Below are 17,271 nucleotides of genomic sequence, written 5' to 3' on the forward strand. Positions count from 1 at the left end.
GTCGGGGCTCTGACTCGCAGGCGCCGGTCCCTGATTCCTCTTGTCGGATCCCTCACGCGGCCACGTCACGCACCGTCTGGGGCGTCCGGGTTCATCACCCCGTACGCGAGCGCTGCCAGCGCGCCCCCCGAGAACGGGGCCACGAGGTACACCCAGAGCCCTGCGAGCGAGGCTCCGTCGCCGATCATCTGGTCGACGAGGATGGGCCCGACCGCGACCGCCGGGTTGAAGGCGCCCCCCGAGATGGGGCCGGCCGCGAGGGCCCCTCCGAGCACGACCATCCCGATGGCCAGGCCGTACGAATCGTTGCCCCGCGTGGTGGGCGCGATCGCCACGTTGAGGATGACGAGCGCCAGCAGGAACGTGAACAGCAGCTCCAGCAGGAAGAAGGCCCCGAGCCCGGTCTCCTCCGCGGGCATCACCTGGAGCACGTCCCCGGTGATGGTGTCGGCGGCGAAGGCGGCCACGATGGCGGCGAGCACCTGCACGCCCATGTACGGCACCACCTGCGAGCCAGGGATCCCGCCGCGCAGCCAGAAGGCCAGCGTCACGGCGGGGTTGTAGTGCGCCCGCGAGATGTGCCCGCCCATGTAGATGGCGCCGATCAGCACGCCCGCGATGGCGAACGGCGCATACGTGCTCCCGATGAGTACCGTCAGGCCGATGGTGAGCACGAGGAAGAACGTGCCGAGGAACTCCGTGAGCAGCTTGGCGGCCATGGCAGGGGGGAGACGACTGAGCCGAAGCTAGACCCGCCGTCACTGCGTCCGGGTGGAACGGATTCGTACCGAAGTGGCCGGGTCGTCTCGGACGCGACGAGTGAGGACTTCCTTGGTCGCATGGGTACCTCTCGCCCCACGCAGTTCACCAACCCGCGCGACCCCCACGACTTCGCCCCGACGGGCCCGATGACGCGGACGGAAGCGGAGACCTACCAGCTGTTCCTGCTGGTGGAGTCCGGGGTACGGCGCGTCCGCCTGACGGCTGGGACGGGCGCCGATACCGCGCAGGCGTGCCGCGAGACGGACGGCTTCGTGATGACGGCCGACGACGCGATGCGCCTCCAGCCGATCCCGCACGAGGTGGACCCGGGAAAGCGCTGCACCTGCGCCTACCGCCCGGCCGGGTAGCCAGGACCGGGCCGCATGGGGACTCCGCGAACCCGCCGGGCGCCGTCCGCCTCGGGCCTACCTTCGGACCTGCCCGGCTTCCCACCGCTCCGCCATGGCCAAAGGCCGCTCCAAGACCGGCGCCTCGTTCGACGACCTCGCCACCGGCTTCAAAAACGGCCAGTTCGCGCCGCTGTACTTCTTCTACGGCGAGGAGGGCTGGTTCATGGACGAGCTGCAGCGGCTGGCGGTAGACCACGCCGTGGCGCCCCACGAGCGCGACTTCAACCTCGATGTCGTGTTCGGGCCGGAGGCGAGCGCGCAGGCCGTCCTCGCACAGTGCGCCCAGTTCCCGATGATGGCTGCACGTCGGCTCGTGGTCGTGCGTGGGTTCGAGAAGCTCGACGACAACAGCCTCTTCAAGAGCTACGCCGAGGCGCCGAACCCCCACACCGTCGTCGTCCTGCTGTGCAACGCGAAGCCGAACGTCTCGGCGCATCCCTACCGGGCGCTCCGCGAGAAGGCCGTCTGGTCCAACTTCGAGCCGCTCAAGCCCGCCGCGCTGCCCGGCTGGGTCGACAAACGGTTCCGCGCGCGGCGCGTCGAGACCGAGTCGGGGGCAGCAGCGCTGCTCGCCGAGATGGCGGGCTCCGACCTCCGCTCCCTCGACGCCGAGGTGGAGAAGCTCATCACGTACGTCGGCGAGCGGAAGCGGGTCACGCGCGACGACGTCCTGCGGGCCGCAGGCCACTCGGCCGACCAGAACCCGTTCGAACTCCAGAGTGCACTCGGCCGCGGCGACGTCCCGCACGCGCTCGCCATCGCCGACGCGCTCCTCGCGCAGGCGGGCAACCGGCGCGGCGAGGCCATCCGCATGGTCGCCCTGCTGGCGTCTCACATGACGAAGCTCTGGAAGCTGACAGGCTGTCTTGAGTCCGGCACGCCAGAACGCGAGTGGGCCGGACAGATCGGCGTGAGTCCGTACTTCCTCCGTGACTACGTGCCACCCGCGAAGCGGTACGGGCGCGCAGGCGTCCGCCGGGCTTTCGAAGCGCTCCTGGCAGCCGATCTCGAACTCAAGGGGGGCTCTCACCGCGACGAGCGGCTCATCCTGACCCTCGCACTCCGTCGTGCAGCGGCGACAGCTCCTTAGCGAGGCACGGGGGAAAGCACGAAAGCCCAGTGATCTCTGTTCCGACAGAGACTGTGGGCACGCTCCTTGCGTTTCTCTGGCCGCTGACAAACCGGCGCCCCTCCTCGCCCACCACCTCCCCTCGATCCCTATGCCGACCCTGAAGAAGCAGACGTTCGCCAAGGCCAACCGGACCGTAACTCCGGCGTCCAAGAACCACGGCGTGCTGTCGCAGATGAACGACGAGGACCTGATGTCCCAGTTCCAGATGGGGACGGTCGAGGCGTTCGACATCCTCGTCAGCCGCTACCACGACCCGCTGACGAACTACATCTACCGGTTCCTCGGCGACCTCAAGGAGTGTGAGGATCTGCTCCAGGAGACGTTCCTGCGCGTCTACCGCAACCGCCACAGCTACCGTCGAATTGCCAAGTTCTCGACGTGGCTCTACACCATCGCCGGCAACCTCGCCCGGTCCGAGTACCGCAAGCGCAAGCGCCGCCGCCTGTACAGCCTCCAGTCCGTCAACCGTGACGACGAGGAGTACGAGGTCGAGATCCCCGACGAGACCTTCCTCCCGGACAAGCACGCCGAGGGCACCATCCAGGACAAGTACATCCAGGAGGCGCTCGCGCAGATCCCCGAGGAGTTCCGCGAGGTGGTCGTCCTCCGCGACGTGCAGCAGCTCGCCTACGAGGAGATCGCCGACATCACGGGCCTCCCGATGGGCACGGTCAAGAGCCGCATCAACCGCGGCCGGACCAAGCTGCAGGGCATCCTCAAGGAGGTCTACACGCCCGAGGAGGCGTAGCTCTCTTCCGGCTCCTGTCAGCGGGCGGCTCTCCTGGAGGGCCGCCCGTTTTCGTTGGGGCCGCCTCGGTGCAGTCACCGCCGAGGTGGGCAGGGCCGTCGTCCTCGCGGTCTCTCCACCGACAACGCTTGCCGGGCGGCGGGTGCATCCGCTAGTTTCGTCGTCCCGCTGGCGCCTGCCGCCTGCGGCGTTGGGCCCTTAGCTCAGGGGTTTAGAGCGCTCGCCTCACACGCGAGAGGTCGATGGTTCAAATCCATCAGGGCCCACGAGAACCGGCGCGTACTGTCGTAGCTTCTGACAGTACGCGCCGGTTTCGTCGTTTATGCCCCTCTCTCGGCACCTGCTGGCAGGCCCCACGCCGCTGTCTGACGGCGAACGTTGTACCCATGTTGTACCGGAGGCCTCTCCCGCCTTTGCGCAGGCCACGACGGGACTGGACGACTGGACGGTGGACTTTGTGGACTTTGCTGGCGGAGGCGTCTGAGCCGTGGCCGTCCCGACCGGCGCCCCGGTGCCGACGCTGTTCTTCGACCGGGAGACGGAGACCGGCGCCACGCTCCCGCACCGGACGACCCTGACGGTTCACCCTCATCTCATCCTCTCCCGCGCCGTCGCCCGCGCCGCGTGGGCACACGCCGCCGAGGCCGTCGAGTCGGCCCGCGCCGCCCTGGCCGACGCGCTCGGCGCGATGGACGCCGCCCGCGCCCTCGGGTCGGGCGACTTCGCGCCGGACGGGGAGGCCGCGGCCATCGAGGCGGAGCCGCCCGCGTCGGCCTTCCTCCAGACGTACGGCCCGCGCTCCACGGTCAACGTCTTCCGAGGCGACGACTAGGCCCCGCCTCCGGTGGACGATCCGCGCCCCCGTCCGCTTCGGCTGGCGGGGGCGCTAGCTTGGCTGCCTACTTCGCCGCCGACTGTGCTAGAGATTCTTCTCGTCCTGCTCTCGCTGGTGCTGTTCTTCATCGCCCCCCTCGTGTACGTGTTCGGCTCGTCGTGGCGGGAGGAGAGGCGGTGGCAGCGAATCCGGAAGGAAGCAGGATTGCCGCCGGAGGACCCCGCGCCCTACTTCGGCTACGACGACGAGCGGCCCGAGACGGAGGATGAGAGGGTCGTTCGCCTGCTCATGACCGACGCTCCGCCGAGGCCAAGACAGGACCCTCGCGATGACTACTCCTTCGAGCCCGACGACGACATCCCCTACTAACGCGCGCAGTGCGCGCGAAGCGTCGTCCACGATGAGCCCGGCACCCGGGAGGGGGGAGGATCTGCTACGCCAGTTCCTCCTGCGCTACGACCGGGAGACGACGCAGACCACCTACCGATCTGCGCTCACCCGCTTCTTTGGGACGGATCTGGTGACGCTCGACACGGCCCGGCGTGTCACCTCGGTGGACGTGAACCGCTACATCGAGGCCCTGGAGGAGCACGGCCTCGCCCTGTCGTCCATCCGGGGGACGCTCTCCGTGCTCCGGTCCTTCTACGGCTGGCTCGCCGCCCAAGGGCTGGTCCAGCGCAACCCGGCCGACCGGATGCTGGTCCGGCGCATCCCGCGCACCGACTGGCGCGAGCGTCCCATCCACGTCCTGACGCTCGCCGAGGCCCGCGCGCTGATCGACTGCACCGACGCCGAGTCACGAACCGGCATCCGCGACCGGGCGCTGTTGCGCGTGCTCATCAAGGGCTGCCTGCGGCGTGGTGAAGCCGTCGCCCTCGACTTTGAGCACGTCCGCCGCGTGGGAGGCTACTGGACACTCACGATCCCCAGAGCGAAGGGAGGCGCCGACCAGCACATCAAGGCGACCGACGACGTGGTGGCGAGCGTGGCCGCCGTCGCCGAGCTGTACGGCGAGGAGACCGGCCCGGTGTTCCGTACGCTCCTGACGGGGAGGCCGCCGGGGGCACGGCTCGGGGGGCAGGCTGTGTACAAGATCGTGATGCAGGCGGCAGAGCGTGCGGGGCTGCCCCCGATCACGCCGCACGTCCTGCGTCACACCGGCTGCACGCTGGCCCTGGAGGCGGGGGCGACGCTCCAGCAGGTGCAGGCGCACGCGCGCCACAAGAACATCGGGACGACGATGCTCTACCTTCACCAGAGAGATCGGCTGGCTAACTGTGCAGCCGACTTCATCTCTGTGCAGTATCCCCTCGGCCACGATGACTCTTGATGAACGGGCTAGGCTCTTGGACCGAGCGTTGGCTGAACTCGACGCGGCGTGTGAGTTGGAGGCAACGGGAATGCGTCTCTTGGAAGATGCCATCTTCGGCCCGCTTGACGCCCAACCGCACGACTTTGTGAGCCAACTCCACCGCTGGCGGTTTCAGGAGAAAGAGCAGCTCTGGCGTGGTTTCACCTTCCTGTATCTGAGTTCCTTGACCGCAGTAGTTGATAGGGTAAAGGCAGGTAGGGACGGTTCAGGCTCGTCCCCCATTCCGTCCCTGTTTCGGTTGCGTAAAGAAGAGGGCAAGCTGGTTAGGTATCTGAATGATAGATTCTTTGACAGCAATGAGCATAATTGGTTAGTAGCTTTAAGGAATGTGTGTACTCACACAGCTTTAGCACCGCTAGAGATCAGTGTAGACTCGGGGGAAGAAAAGGGCCGGGCTTGGGTGTCACGTGCCTTTCTGCTTGCAGGCCCGGATATGAAGAAGACGGCTGTTGAAGTAGTTAACCGTATGCCCGAAAAGGTGGACGCCGCACACCTTTTTAGAGAACAGCATAATCGAGTTGTTGAACTTAGGACATGGATAAAGTCTAAATTAATCGATATGTATTAGGATGAAGTAAAATACATAGATGATTACAGGATAAAAAAGAGCGAGGAAAGCCGGGGTCTGCTGATCAAGTGGCTCTGGGCGGAAGTGAATGCCGAGCCTTCTCGCCGTGGTATGATCCCGCATCTCCTAGGCGCGGGCCTCCCGCCATCGAGCCAGCGGAGTTTGCGTCACCTCGAAGCCGATCATGTTCAGTGGCGCCGGGCTGCGCTCGCAGAACTCGACAGGGTGGCCGACTTGCCAACTGAACTCTCAGAAGCGATTCGTGCCGAACTGGACCGACTCGAATCCCACGGCGAGTAGAGTCTCACGTCAGTCTCAGTCTCACAGTCTCACGGGGTCAACTCTGCGGAACGCACATTGGCGCGGAGTCTCCTTTCGGAGCGAATGTTGTACCTGACCTCCCCATGTCTGGTGTCCTGTAACGGGATAAGGCGAATGTGACGAATCCATCAGGGCCCACTGCCCCTGTCTTCAAGAATCTTGAAGGCAGGGGTTTTGTCGTTCAGGCCGAGCGGGGAACTGGCCGTCGCTCCCCGTGTGCTGGCCCTCCTGAGATTCCCAGGCAGACCAAAATGAGCGCTCCCATCGATCCCCGCGTCGGCATCGGGCACGTCCACCTGAAAGTGGCCCACCTGGACCGCGCGCTGGCCTTCTACCACGGCGTGCTCGGCTTCGAGGTGATGCAGCGGATGGGCGACCAGGCGGCGTTCCTGAGCGCGGGCGGCTACCACCACCACATCGGACTCAACACGTGGCAGAGCCGCGGCGGCGGCCCACCCGCGCCCGGCACGACGGGCCTGTTCCACGTCGCGATTCGCTACCCCGACCGCGCCACGCTCGCCGATGCCCTCCGGCGGCTGGTGGACGCGGGCGTCCCACTCGACGGCGCGGCCGACCACGGCGTCAGCGAGGCGCTCTACCTGCGCGACCCGGATGGCAACGGCGTCGAACTGATGTGGGATCGACCCCGGGAGGCCTGGCCTCGTCGGCCGGACGGCACGCTCGCGATGGTCACCGAGGCGCTCGACCTCGGCGCGCTCCTCGCCGAGGCCAGCGGTCCTGCTCGCGGTGCAGGCTGACGCCTGGTTTCGAGCGGTCTCCGAGACGGACGCGCGGCGGGCGACGGTATGTTGCGGGCCCCTCTCCGCCTCGTCGCCCATGGCCTCCCTCTCCGCCCTTGTCCGCCGCTCTCCCCTCGCCGACTTCCTGAGCCGCTCCGACGCCTCTGTCGGCATGCAGGTCGCGGGCATCGTCGGGTTCGCCGCGCTGGCGGCGCTCGGCGCGCACGCGAAGGTGTACCTGTGGGAAGTCCCGATCACGCTCCAGACGGTGGCCGTCTACGGCGCCGGGCTGGTCCTGGGCGGGCGCAACGGCTTCCTGGCGATGGCGCTCTACCTCGCGGCCGGGCTCGTGCTGCCGGTGTTCGCGGGCGGCGCGTCCGGGCTGGGCTACCTGATGGGCTCGGCGTCGGCGGGCTACCTGCTGGCCTACCCGGTCGTGGCGCTGCTGATCGGGCGGCTGACCGACGAGCGGCGCGGCTTCCTCGCCTCGGCTGCCGGGATGACGCTGGGCGTGGTGCTGCTGTTCACCGTCGGCGTCATCTGGCTGCACGTAGCTGCTGGGCACGAGACGTGGGGCGAGTCGATCCTGAAGGGCGCGCTGCTGTTCATCGTCTGGGACCTCGCGAAGGTCTGGCTCGTCGCGGGTGGATACGCGGGACTCCGTCGCATCGCGTGACGACCGCGCGTCGGACGACCCGCACACCGGTCCTCGACGACCGCTTCGCCGTCTCCCTCCGCGGCCTCGACGTGGACGCGGAGACGCGGTGCGTGCACTACCACGGGCCGACGGACGTGGTCGCGCTCCGCTTCGCCTGCTGCGACACGTTCGCGCCGTGCCACCGCTGCCACGACGCGACAGCGGACCACCCGGCCGAGGTCTGGCCCCGCGCCCGGTTCGACGAGCCGTCCGTCCTCTGCGGCGTCTGCCGGGCGACGATGACATGGCCTGCGTACCGCGCCGCCGATCACGCCTGCCCGGTCTGCAAGGCCGCGTTCAACCCGGGCTGCTCGGCCCACGCTCACCACTACGCCGAGGCGGGGTGACTCCCCTTGCTGGGGCGGCTGAGACGTCACATCGGGGAAAAGCTGGGGAGGGCGTCGGGTAGGGGCTGGAGCTCATTCGAGGGCGGATCAGAGGGTGGATCAGGGGGTAGGTCGGGCGACATGACATGGCCTGATCCGTCTATGACTTCGTTCCAGCGAGAGGCCCTGCTCCGGGCCCGGCCGCGTCTCTTCGGCGAGGTCTCACCGGAGCTTCGGTGGTCGGTGGCGATTCCCGCCCGCAACGAGGCCGAGCGCCTCGCGAAGACCGTGGACGCGCTCGGCGCGCAGCGCGTCGCGGGCGTCTCGCCGTTCGCCGACGGACGCGCGGAGGCGCTGCTCGTGCTCAACAACTGCACCGACGGGAGCTCCGAGCTGGCCGAGGCGCTCGCCGCGGAGCGCCCCTGGCTGCGTGCGGTCCACGTCGCTCTCCATGGAGACGACGCGCACGTCGGGCGAGCGCGGCAACTGGCGATGGACGCCGCCGCGGCGCGCCTGCTCGCGGCCGGCACGTCGGGCGTCGTGCTCACGACCGACGCCGACACCATGCCGGAGCCGACGTGGATCGAGGCGACGCAGGCCGAGGTCGAGGCGGGCGCCGACGCGGTCGGGGGGCGGGCGCTGCTCCACGCCGTGGACCGCGCCGCTCTGGCGCCGGGTGTCCGGCGGCTCTACCTGCTCGACCTCGCCTACCGGCGGGCACTGGAGACGCTGTGCGCGCTCTACGCGCCCGAGCCGTGGGACCCGCTCCCGCGCCATCACCACCAGTTCGGGGCCAGCCTCGCCGTGACGGCGCGCGCCTACGTCGCCGTCGGTGGGCTCCCGGCGCGTCGGACGAGCGAAGACGTGGCCCTGGTCGACGCGCTCCGTGCGGACGGGTGGCGCCTCCGCCACAGCCCGGCCGTCCGCGTGCGGACCTCGGCGCGCGCAGCCGGTCGGGCCGAGGGCGGGCTGGCCGACGCCTTCGCGTGGTGGGCCGAGCAGGTCGCTGCGGGGCAGGAGCCGAGGGTCGAGCCCGCGGTCGCGGCCGAGCAGCGGCTCGCGGCCCTCGGGCTGTTCGCCGCGGCCCATCCCGGCGAGCCCCACCCGACGGCCCTCCGCACCACGCCCGACGTGCCCGACGGCCAGCCGCTCCCGGACGCCATCGCCGACCTCCGCCGACGCATCGCCGTCCTCCACCCACTCCCGCTGGCGGCTCGCCTCGATCACGCCGCCCGCCTGGTCCGTCGGTCCGCACCTGCGCGGGCCCGGCTTCCGCTCGCTGCCTGACCCATGCCGTTCCCCATCCTCGCCCGCCCCGCCGGTGATGGCCGCGCCGACCCCCTGGACGCTGCCGTCGATGCCGCCCGCCGCGTGGCCGACGCGGCCTCCCGTCGCGCCGCCGAGGTCGACCACCCCGGTGGCTTTCCCGAGGCGGACGTCGAGGCCCTCCGCGAGGCCGGGTTGCTCGCGGCCCCGCTCCGCGGACAGGACGGGGGCATCGGGCTGGGCACCGCACCCGGCTCTCTCCACGCCCTCCTGACTGTCCTGCGGACAGTCGGGCGCGGGAGCCTGCCGCTCGGGCGGCTCTACGAGGGGCACGTGAACGCGCTCCTGCTCATCGACCAGTTCGGGACCGACGCGCAGCGGTCGCGGTGGGCCGCCGACGCTCGTGACGGCCACTTGTTCGGCGTGTGGAACACCGAGATCCCTGCCGACGGCGTCCGCTACACGGTGGACAGGGACCGCGTCCGCGTCGAGGGCGCCAAGACGTTCGCCTCGGGCTGCGCGCACGTCACGCGGCCGCTGGTGCCCGGCGCTCTCGGCGACGGCTGGCAGATGGCCGTGCTCCCGCTCGACACGCTGGACGCGACCGTCGAGCCCGAGTGGTGGCAGGCCGAGGGGATGCGGGCCTCGCAGAGCGGCCGGGTCGACGTGTCCGGTACCACGGTCGGGACCGGGGCGCTGCTCGGGACGCCGGGCGACTACCTCCGCGAGCCGGCCTTCACGGGAGGCAGCATCCGGTTCGCGGCGGTCCAGTTGGGCGGTGCCGAGGCGCTCGCCCGGGCGGCACGGGCCCACCTCGCCCGCCTCGGGCGGACCGATCACGCGGGCCAGCAGGCCCGGTTCGGCCAGATCACGACGGCGCTCGAAACGGGCGCGCTCTGGCTGCTGGGCGCGTCGCGCCTGATGGATCCACCGGCCGGCACGCCCGACCCGGAGGCCGTCCGTGCCTACGCCCAGATGGCGCGGACGGCCATCGAGCGGGTCTGCCTCGACGTGCTGGAGTGGACCGACCGGACGGTCGGCGCGCGGGGGCTCGGGGCGCCCGGCCCCTCCGAGCGCGTCGGGCGGGACCTGCGCCTCTACCTCCGCCAGCCAGACCCCGACGGCGCCGTCGAAGCCGCTGGCGCCTACGCCCTCTCCCACGACGCCCGCCCTCTCGGCTCCGACCTCTGACCCCCATCGCCGTGTCTTCTCTCCTGATCGATCCAGAGCGCCACCCCCTCCGCCCCGGCGACAGCGTCCGCACGCTGGGGCGGACGGTCGTCCTCGCGCCGCACCCGGACGACGAGTCGCTGGGCTGCGGCGGGTTGCTGGCGCGGCTGGCGGCCCACGGCGTACCGGCTCGCGTCGTCGTGGTGACCGATGGGGCGCAGTCGCACCCCGGCTCGGCGGCGTACCCGCCGGAGCGGCTCCGTGCCCTCCGCGAGGCCGAGGCGCGTGCGGCCGTCGCCGCGCTCGGCGTGGACGACATCGTGTTCCTCGGGCACCCCGACTGTGGCCTGCCCGTGCCGGGCTCGGCGCCCTTCGAGGCGGCGGCCGAGCGGCTGGCCGAGGCGCTGGGCCGTGCCGAGACCGTGCTCGTGCCGTGGCGCCGCGATCCCCACTGCGACCACGTCGGCACATGGGCGCTGGCCGCAGCCGCCGCCACTCGGCTCGACGACCCGCCGAGGTGGATCGAGTACCCCGTCTGGGCGTGGCCCCATGCCGACGGCGAGGAGGCCCCCCACGAAGGGGAGGCGCGGGCGTGGCGGCTCGACATCGGCGCCGTGCTTCCGGCGAAGCGCCGCGCCATCGCGGCCCACCGCTCCCAGACCGGACTCATCACCGACGACCCCGACGGCTTCCGCCTCGCGCCCGACATGCTGGCCTTCTTCGATCGGTCCTGGGAGCTGTTCCTCGAACCCGGCCGTCCCGTCACGGCGACCGATCCCCATGCCCATGCCTGACCCACCGCCCACCGGTCCGCACCGGACGCCCACGGGCTCGGTGGCACCGGGCTACTTCGATCGCCTTTACCTCGACCAGACCGATCCCTGGGATTACGCGACGAGTCCCTACGAGGCCGCCAAGTACGCGGCCACGCTCGTGGCCCTTCCTCGCGTCCGCTACCGCCGGGCCGTCGAGTTGGGCTGTTCCATCGGCGTCCTCACCCGGCACCTGGCCTCGCGCGCCGACGCGCTGCTCGGCGTCGACGTGTCGGACGCGGCGCTGGACCAGGGCCGGCAGCGGTGCGCCGGCCTGGGGCACGTCACCTTCGAGCGCCGGACCCTCCCTGCCGAGACGCCGGGAGGGCCGTTCGACCTCGCCGTGCTCAGTGAGGTCGGGTACTACCTCTCGCGTCCCGACCTCGACGCCCTCGCGGACCGGCTCGCGGCGGCCGTCGTGCCCGGCGGCCACCTCCTCCTCGTCCACTGGACCGGACCGACCGACTACCCCCAGACGGCCGACGACGTCCACGCCCGGTTCCTCGCCGACGCCCGCTGGCACCGCCTCGACGGCCACCGAGCGCCGGACTACCGGCTCGACGTGGTGGCCCGGCTGTAGCGCCGCCGAGGCGGGGCAGACTCTCGCTACCGCTCGACGCGCTCGCCGCCCTGCATCACCCACGCGATCTGGCGGGTGTTCGAGATCGAGGCGAGCGGGTCCGCCGTGAGGAGCACGAGGTCGGCGCGCTTGCCGGCCTCGACCGTGCCCACCTCGGCGAGCAGCCCGAGGGCCTCGGCACCGTTGCGGGTCGCGATGCGGAGCACGTCGGCGGGCGGGAGGCCCGCGTCCGCGAGCAGCTCCAACTCGCGGTGAAGGCCCTCGCCCGGGATCACCCAGGTGTTGGGCGTGTCGCTCCCGGCAGTGAGCCGGACGCCCGCCTCGTGGTAGCGGCGGACGAGGGCGAGCAGCGTCGGCCACGCGGCCTCGGCGCGTCGGAAGGCGTCGGGCGTCCAGGCGTCAGTCTCGGCGCCGCACGCCTCCCAGAGGGCGGGCAGGCCTTCGGCCGCGTCCCGGTCGGGGTGGTCGCGGTAGCGCGCGGCGACCGGCCGCGTCCCGTCGGTCGAGAACTTGGTATCGAAGGCGACGAGCGTGGGGTCCAGCGGCACGCGCTGGCGGACGAGCGCGTCCACGACCGCACCCACTTCGGGGCCGTCGGGGTCGAGCGCCTCCAGCCAGTCGATCCGCGCCCGCATCGGGCCGCGGCGGGCGACGGCGTCGCGGTAGCCTGCGCGGTCGGCCGGGGCGAGCATCTCCTCGGTCCACGGGGCCGCGTGCGTGAGCTGGTCGACGCCCGCGGCCAGGCCCTCCGTCCACGAGGTCCGCTGGAGGTGGCCGATGACGGGGAGGCCGTGCGCGTGTGCGGCCTCGACGCCCGCACGGACCGCCTCCGGAGACAGGCGGCTGTACAGCTTGACGAAGTCCACGCCCGCCGCGGCCTGCGCGTCGACCTCCGCGCGGACGGCCTCGGGCGTCGTCTCGCGGCCGTCGATCAACTCGCCCGCTACGAGGAGCCGGGGGCCGGGGATCGCGCCCGCCGCGATGCGATCCCGGAGGGCGACGCCGTGGGCCGTCGGCGTCGCCGGGCTCCGCGCCGTCGTCACGCCGAACCGGAGGAGGGCCGCCACCAGCCGCTCGGACAGCGCCTCGTCGAATCCGGCTCCGTCGCACGTCGGCACGAGGGCGTGGGCGTGCACGTCGATGAGGCCCGGAATCAGGAAGCCGCCCGCGAGGTCGTCCACGCGGGCGCCGTCGGGAATCGCGACCTCGCCGTCGCGCCCGACCGCCGCGATCCGTCCGTCGGCGACCACCACCACGGCGTCGGCGAGGGGAGGCCCGCCGGTGCCGTCGATCAGCGTCGCGCCGCGGAGGACGCGCACGGTCGTCTCGGAGGGGCCGATGGGGGGCGCCTCGCAGCCGGCGAGGAGCGAGAGGAGGACGAGGGCGAGCGAGCGCATCCGAGGATGGAGGGGATGGCGGAATCTGCAACTGGTCGGGGCCCCGGGTTCTCCTCATCCTCCGCCAGCCCGTGGCGCCACGTCCAGGCGACGGCCCGGCGCCGGGTGTTTACAGACCCGTGAGGACTCGGGCGCGAGTCGGGGCGACACTGGTACCGTCCGCCTCGGCCCCGAGGCGGGCCTGCCGAAAGACCCGGGCGCCGCGCCGCGTCCACTGCCACACCCTCCCGACCCATGACCGCCGCCGCCCGCGTGCTGCTCGTCGAGGACGACCGCGACCTCGCCGACCTGCTCGGCCTCCACCTCCGCGAGGCGGGCTACGCCGTCGAGGCCGTCGCCGACGGGGCGCTCGCGCTCCAGCGCGCCCTCGCCGACCCGTTCGACCTCGTCGTGCTGGACCTGATGCTGCCCGGCCTGGGCGGCATGGAGGTCTGCCGCCGTCTCCGCGAGGCCGACCGGACCGTGCCGGTGCTGATGCTGACCGCGCGCGGCTCCGAGACCGACCGCGTGCTCGGCCTGGAGACCGGCGCCGACGACTACGTCCCGAAGCCGTTCTCCGTCCGCGAGGTGATGGCGCGTGTCCGCGCCCTGCTGCGCCGCGTGGATTACGACCGGCCCCCGGCCGACCCCGACGAGGCGTTGCGGTTCGGGCCGCTGACCGTCTTCCCCCAGCGCGCCCGCGTCGAGATCGACGGCGAGCCGGTGGACGTGACGAAGAAGGAACTGGAGCTGCTGGTGCTGTTCGCGCGGCACCCCGGTCGCGCGTTCAGCCGGCAGGAGCTGCTGGACAAGGTCTGGGGCGTCCAGTTCGCGGGCTACGCCCACACCGTCAACACGCACATCAACCGGCTCCGCGCGAAGGTGGAGCCGGACCCCGCCTCGCCCGTCTTCGTCCAGACCGTCTGGGGCGTCGGGTACCGATTCGCAGAGCCCGCCGAGGTCGCCGATGCCTGAGCCCGCCATTCCGTTCTGGAGCCGGTTCGGCGTCCGCCTGTCGGGCCTGTTCCTGGCGCTGCTTCTGGTGCTCGGCGTCGCCGTGCTGGCGCTCACGGCGCGCTCGGCCCGCGACGCCGTCGCCACGGCCGACCAGGCGCTCCACCTCGACTTCGCCGCCGAACTGGCACCGCGCTTCCAGCCGCACCTGATGACCGACATCGACACGGTCGCCATCGCGGACATCATCGCGGGGCTGTCGCAGGTCAACCGGCGGATCGACGTGTACCTGCTCGGCAGCGACGGCATGATCAAGTCGTGGTTCATGGACGCCCGCGGGCGCCCGCTGGAGCCAGTCGTGGAGACGGCGCCGCTGGACCGGCTGATGGCAGGCGCGATGCCGCCGGTCCTCGGGCCGGACCCCGCGCGGCCGGGCGAGGCGCGGCCCTTCAGCGTGGCCCCCATCGAGATCATGGGCGAGGCGGGCTGCTACCTGTACGTCATCCTCCAGGGCGAGCGCTACGACGACGTGGCGGCGGCGCTCTGGCCGAGCGCCCTCGGCGGGGCCGCCGCCCGCGGCCTGCTGCTCGCCCTCGGACTGACGGCCCTCGTCGGCGTGCTGGCGTTCTGGGGCCTCACGAGCCGCCTCCAGCGACTCACCGCGACCGTCGGCGCCGTCGAGCGGGGCGCGCTCGCCGTCCGCGCGAGCGAGGACGGGGCGGACGAGATCGGCGCGCTCGGCCGGGCCTTCAACCGCATGGCCGCCCGCATCGAGGCGCAGGTGGACGCGCTCCGGCGCACCGACCGCCAACGGCGCGATCTCGTCGCCAACGTGAGCCACGACCTCCGGAGCCCGCTCGCGTCGCTCCAGGGCTACCTCGAAACCCTCGTCCTGCGCCCCGACGCGCCCGCCGACGAGCGCGAGGCGCACACCGCCCGCGCCCTCCGCAGCGCCGAGCGGCTCTCCGGCCTCGTCGCCGACCTGTTCGACCTCGCCCGCTTCGACGCCGCCGAGGTCCGCCCGCGCCCCGAGCCCACCGACCTCGCCGACCTCGCGGCCGACGTGGTCGCCGACCGCCGCGCCGAGGCGGGCCGTCGCGACATCCGCCTCCACATCCGCGCCGAGGACGGGCTGCCGCTGGCGGCGCTCGACCCGGGGCTGGTAGACCGCGCGCTGGGCAACCTGGTCGACAACGCGCTCCGCCACACGCCGCCCGGCGGCGCCGTCGAGGTCGAGGTCGCCCGCGCCGACGCGTCCGCGCTGGCCGTCTCGGTCCGCGACACGGGTGAGGGCATCGCGCCGGAGCTGCTGCCGCGCGTGTTCGACCGCTTCGTCCGCGCCGACGAGAGCCGGGCGGTGGACGGCGGCGCCGGGCTCGGGCTCGCCATCGTCAAGCGCATCGCGGCGCTCCACGGGGGCACCGTGCGCGTCGAGAGCACGCTCGGTGCGGGGGCCACCTTCGTGCTCGTGCTGCCGGTCGCGCCCCGCGTGCGGGTGGAGGAGGGCGACCTCGTGGAGACCTTGTCGTAGCCCTCGCTCCCTCCGCCTCGGCGCCGAGGCGGGCGGGGTCGGTGGGAGCGTGTGCCTATCCTTCGGGGCTCACTCTGTCCCGATGCTGCGTCTGCATTCCGTCTGCCTGCTCGCGCTCGCCCTCACGCTGGGGGCGAGCGCCGACGCGCAGGGCGCGCTCGACGACACGACCGCATGGGAGCCCCTCGGCAACGCGAGACAGCAACTTCGTGCCCTCGCCTTCTCCGGTGACCGCGACGCGCCGACCGTCTGGGGTGGAGGGGCAGGTGTCTTCCGACTCGACCAGATCGGCCAAGCTTGGAGCGAGGTCTTCATCTTCTCATCGGATGGCCCAGTCATGTTCCTCGGTGACCCATTCGATGAGGTCGGACCCGACACGCTCTTCGTCGGGGCAGGCCTCTACCGCTCCGTCGATGGCGGCGAGACCTTCGACCGTGTCGAGAGCCCGGCTGGTGGGTCAGATGGACGCATCAGCCCGAATGGCGCCCTCGACCAGTTCTCGTACGACTCGCCCTACCCCGGCCGCCTCGTCTCCGGCGATGGGCGCGAGACGGCCTACTCAGACGACGGCGGCGACACCTGGACGCGTTCCGAGCCCTCGGTCGAGTACTACAGCTTCCGCCTCCACACCTTCCGCTCCGGCCGCGTCGTCGCCGCGGGCTTCTATGGGGCCGTCCTCTCGCGCGACGGTGGGCAGACCTACGCCCCCATCCCGGCGCTCTACGACACGACGCAGATCGGCTTCGACCTGACGGAGATGCTGATGCTCGACGGCTTCGTGACGGGCCGCCCGGGCGACTCCGAGGAGGGCCGGCTGCTGGTGCTCGGCACGCAGGCAGGACGCCCGAGCACCTACGTCTGGGCCTCGGACGACGAGGGCGAGACGTGGCGCGAGGTCCACGCCTTCCAGTACGCTGGAACGGCCTCCATCACGGCGGTCCCGGCAGAGGTCGGCGGTGGTCCCGAGTGGGCAGTGGTGGCAGACGCGTATCCGAGCCGGGTGTGGGCGACGACCGACGGCGGCGAGACGTGGACGTACATCGGTCGGGTGCCTGGGGTGATGTCTCATCCAGATGCCCACATCACGCGAGTCCAAGTAGTGGAGGTCGGCCCGGACGGGAGGTTGTACGCCGGGACCTCGCGAAGCGGCAACTTGGCGTCGTGGTCGTATCGGTCGCGGGGCCGGGTGGCGGAGGCGATGCAGCCGGTGGCGCGCGAGTCGGAGCCTGGGGTGCCCGCCTCGGTCGGTGTGTCGGTGTGGCCGAACCCGACGGGCGGAGCCGTGACGGTGAGGCTGTCGCTGGCGTCGCCGCAGGCGGTGCGAGTGAGCGTGCTCGACGCGCTGGGCCGGGAGGTGGCGGTGCTCCACGAGGGCGCGGCGACGGACGGCCAGCGGCTCGCGCTGGACGCGGAGGGCTGGCCGGTGGGCGCCTACTCGGTCCGCGTCGTGACCGAGGCGGGGACCGTAAGCACAGGGCTGACGGTCGCGCGGTAGGGACTGTGTGCCTGCTCAAACCCACCCCTTTGTCATCCTGAGCGGAGCGAGAGGTAGCGAGCGCAGTCGAAGGATCTCTGCCGACCTGGATGTGCGTGCTCGGCAGAGATCCTTGGCTGCGCCGACGCTTTGCGGTGGACTCCGGCCGAGGACAGCCTCCGCTCAGGATGACAGGA

At 71.5% G+C, this 17,271-nt stretch carries 19 protein-coding genes and 1 tRNA gene; 18 read left to right on the forward strand and 2 right to left on the reverse strand.

The annotated features are described in order from the left end of the window. Positions 1-65: 65 nt before the first annotated feature. Positions 66-719, reverse strand: a complete 654-nt coding sequence (locus tag B1759_RS10525) for an MIP/aquaporin family protein (protein WP_095514964.1) — start codon at positions 717-719, stop codon at positions 66-68. 120 nt (positions 720-839) lie between these two features. On the opposite strand from B1759_RS10525, the gene B1759_RS10530 reads away from it, so the two are divergent. The 15 genes from B1759_RS10530 (at position 840) to B1759_RS10595 (ending at position 11,739) form a co-directional block, all read left to right on the forward strand. Then, positions 840-1,130 (forward strand): hypothetical protein, encoded by a 291-nt coding sequence (locus tag B1759_RS10530; RefSeq protein WP_095514965.1) that lies wholly within the window; start codon positions 840-842, stop codon positions 1,128-1,130. A 94-nt stretch (positions 1,131-1,224) separates the two neighbouring features. Then, positions 1,225-2,262: a DNA polymerase III subunit delta gene (gene holA, locus B1759_RS10535; RefSeq protein WP_095514966.1), complete on the forward strand. Its 1,038-nt coding sequence runs from the start codon at positions 1,225-1,227 to the stop codon at positions 2,260-2,262. Between the two features lie 214 nt (positions 2,263-2,476). Beyond that, the gene (locus B1759_RS10540; RefSeq protein ID WP_369811372.1) at positions 2,477-3,052 is read left to right on the forward strand and encodes an RNA polymerase sigma factor; all 576 of its coding nucleotides are present in this window, start codon (positions 2,477-2,479) and stop codon (positions 3,050-3,052) included. 192 nt (positions 3,053-3,244) lie between these two features. Next, positions 3,245-3,318 (forward strand) — tRNA-Val (locus B1759_RS10545). 221 nt (positions 3,319-3,539) lie between these two features. After that, positions 3,540-3,884, forward strand: coding sequence for a hypothetical protein (locus tag B1759_RS10550; protein WP_095514968.1), 345 nt, complete (start codon positions 3,540-3,542; stop codon positions 3,882-3,884). A gap of 84 nt (positions 3,885-3,968) precedes the next feature. After that, positions 3,969-4,256 (forward strand): hypothetical protein, encoded by a 288-nt coding sequence (locus tag B1759_RS10555; RefSeq protein WP_095514969.1) that lies wholly within the window; start codon positions 3,969-3,971, stop codon positions 4,254-4,256. A 31-nt stretch (positions 4,257-4,287) separates the two neighbouring features. Next, positions 4,288-5,217 (forward strand): tyrosine-type recombinase/integrase, encoded by a 930-nt coding sequence (locus B1759_RS10560; RefSeq protein WP_158225210.1) that lies wholly within the window; start codon positions 4,288-4,290, stop codon positions 5,215-5,217. Then, positions 5,207-5,827: a hypothetical protein gene (locus B1759_RS19270; RefSeq protein ID WP_143537338.1), complete on the forward strand. Its 621-nt coding sequence runs from the start codon at positions 5,207-5,209 to the stop codon at positions 5,825-5,827. The genes B1759_RS10560 and B1759_RS19270 overlap by 11 nt, the downstream gene beginning before the upstream one ends. Positions 5,828-6,399: 572 nt before the next feature. After that, a complete protein-coding gene (locus B1759_RS10565) occupies positions 6,400-6,906 on the forward strand; it encodes a VOC family protein (protein ID WP_095514971.1) in 507 nt (168 codons plus the stop codon). A gap of 79 nt (positions 6,907-6,985) precedes the next feature. Beyond that, entirely contained in the window at positions 6,986-7,564 is a 579-nt protein-coding gene (locus B1759_RS10570; protein ID WP_095514972.1) for a biotin transporter BioY, read from the forward strand. Further along, the gene (locus B1759_RS10575) at positions 7,561-7,932 is read left to right on the forward strand and encodes a CHY zinc finger protein (RefSeq protein ID WP_198948813.1); all 372 of its coding nucleotides are present in this window, start codon (positions 7,561-7,563) and stop codon (positions 7,930-7,932) included. The genes B1759_RS10570 and B1759_RS10575 overlap by 4 nt, the downstream gene beginning before the upstream one ends. Positions 7,933-8,073: 141 nt before the next feature. Beyond that, positions 8,074-9,198, forward strand: a complete 1,125-nt coding sequence (locus B1759_RS10580) for a glycosyltransferase family 2 protein (RefSeq protein ID WP_158225211.1) — start codon at positions 8,074-8,076, stop codon at positions 9,196-9,198. Between the two features lie 3 nt (positions 9,199-9,201). Further along, positions 9,202-10,368, forward strand: coding sequence for an acyl-CoA dehydrogenase family protein (locus B1759_RS10585; RefSeq protein WP_095514974.1), 1,167 nt, complete (start codon positions 9,202-9,204; stop codon positions 10,366-10,368). Between the two features lie 11 nt (positions 10,369-10,379). Continuing rightward, a complete protein-coding gene (locus B1759_RS10590; protein WP_095514975.1) occupies positions 10,380-11,141 on the forward strand; it encodes a PIG-L deacetylase family protein in 762 nt (253 codons plus the stop codon). Then, entirely contained in the window at positions 11,134-11,739 is a 606-nt protein-coding gene (locus B1759_RS10595; RefSeq protein WP_095514976.1) for a class I SAM-dependent methyltransferase, read from the forward strand. The genes B1759_RS10590 and B1759_RS10595 overlap by 8 nt, the downstream gene beginning before the upstream one ends. A gap of 26 nt (positions 11,740-11,765) precedes the next feature. Here B1759_RS10595 and B1759_RS10600 read toward each other — a convergent pair whose 3' ends face one another. Further along, the gene (locus B1759_RS10600) at positions 11,766-13,136 is read right to left on the reverse strand and encodes an amidohydrolase family protein (protein WP_095514977.1); all 1,371 of its coding nucleotides are present in this window, start codon (positions 13,134-13,136) and stop codon (positions 11,766-11,768) included. 234 nt (positions 13,137-13,370) lie between these two features. Between B1759_RS10600 and B1759_RS10605 the strand changes: the two genes are divergently transcribed. The 3 genes from B1759_RS10605 to B1759_RS10615 all read left to right on the forward strand — a co-directional run bounded on the left by B1759_RS10605 (position 13,371) and on the right by B1759_RS10615 (position 17,095). After that, on the forward strand, positions 13,371-14,090 hold the full coding sequence (locus tag B1759_RS10605) for a response regulator transcription factor (RefSeq protein ID WP_095514978.1): 720 nt from the start codon (positions 13,371-13,373) through the stop codon (positions 14,088-14,090). Further along, complete coding sequence (locus B1759_RS10610; protein WP_095514979.1) at positions 14,083-15,600, forward strand: cell wall metabolism sensor histidine kinase WalK; 1,518 nt, start codon at positions 14,083-14,085, stop codon at positions 15,598-15,600. The genes B1759_RS10605 and B1759_RS10610 overlap by 8 nt, the downstream gene beginning before the upstream one ends. 82 nt (positions 15,601-15,682) lie before the next feature. Then, entirely contained in the window at positions 15,683-17,095 is a 1,413-nt protein-coding gene (locus B1759_RS10615; RefSeq protein WP_095514980.1) for a T9SS type A sorting domain-containing protein, read from the forward strand. Positions 17,096-17,271 lie beyond the last annotated feature (176 nt).

It is taken from the genome of Rubrivirga sp. SAORIC476, from assembly GCF_002283555.1.
GTDB lineage: Bacteria > Bacteroidota > Rhodothermia > Rhodothermales > Rubricoccaceae > Rubrivirga.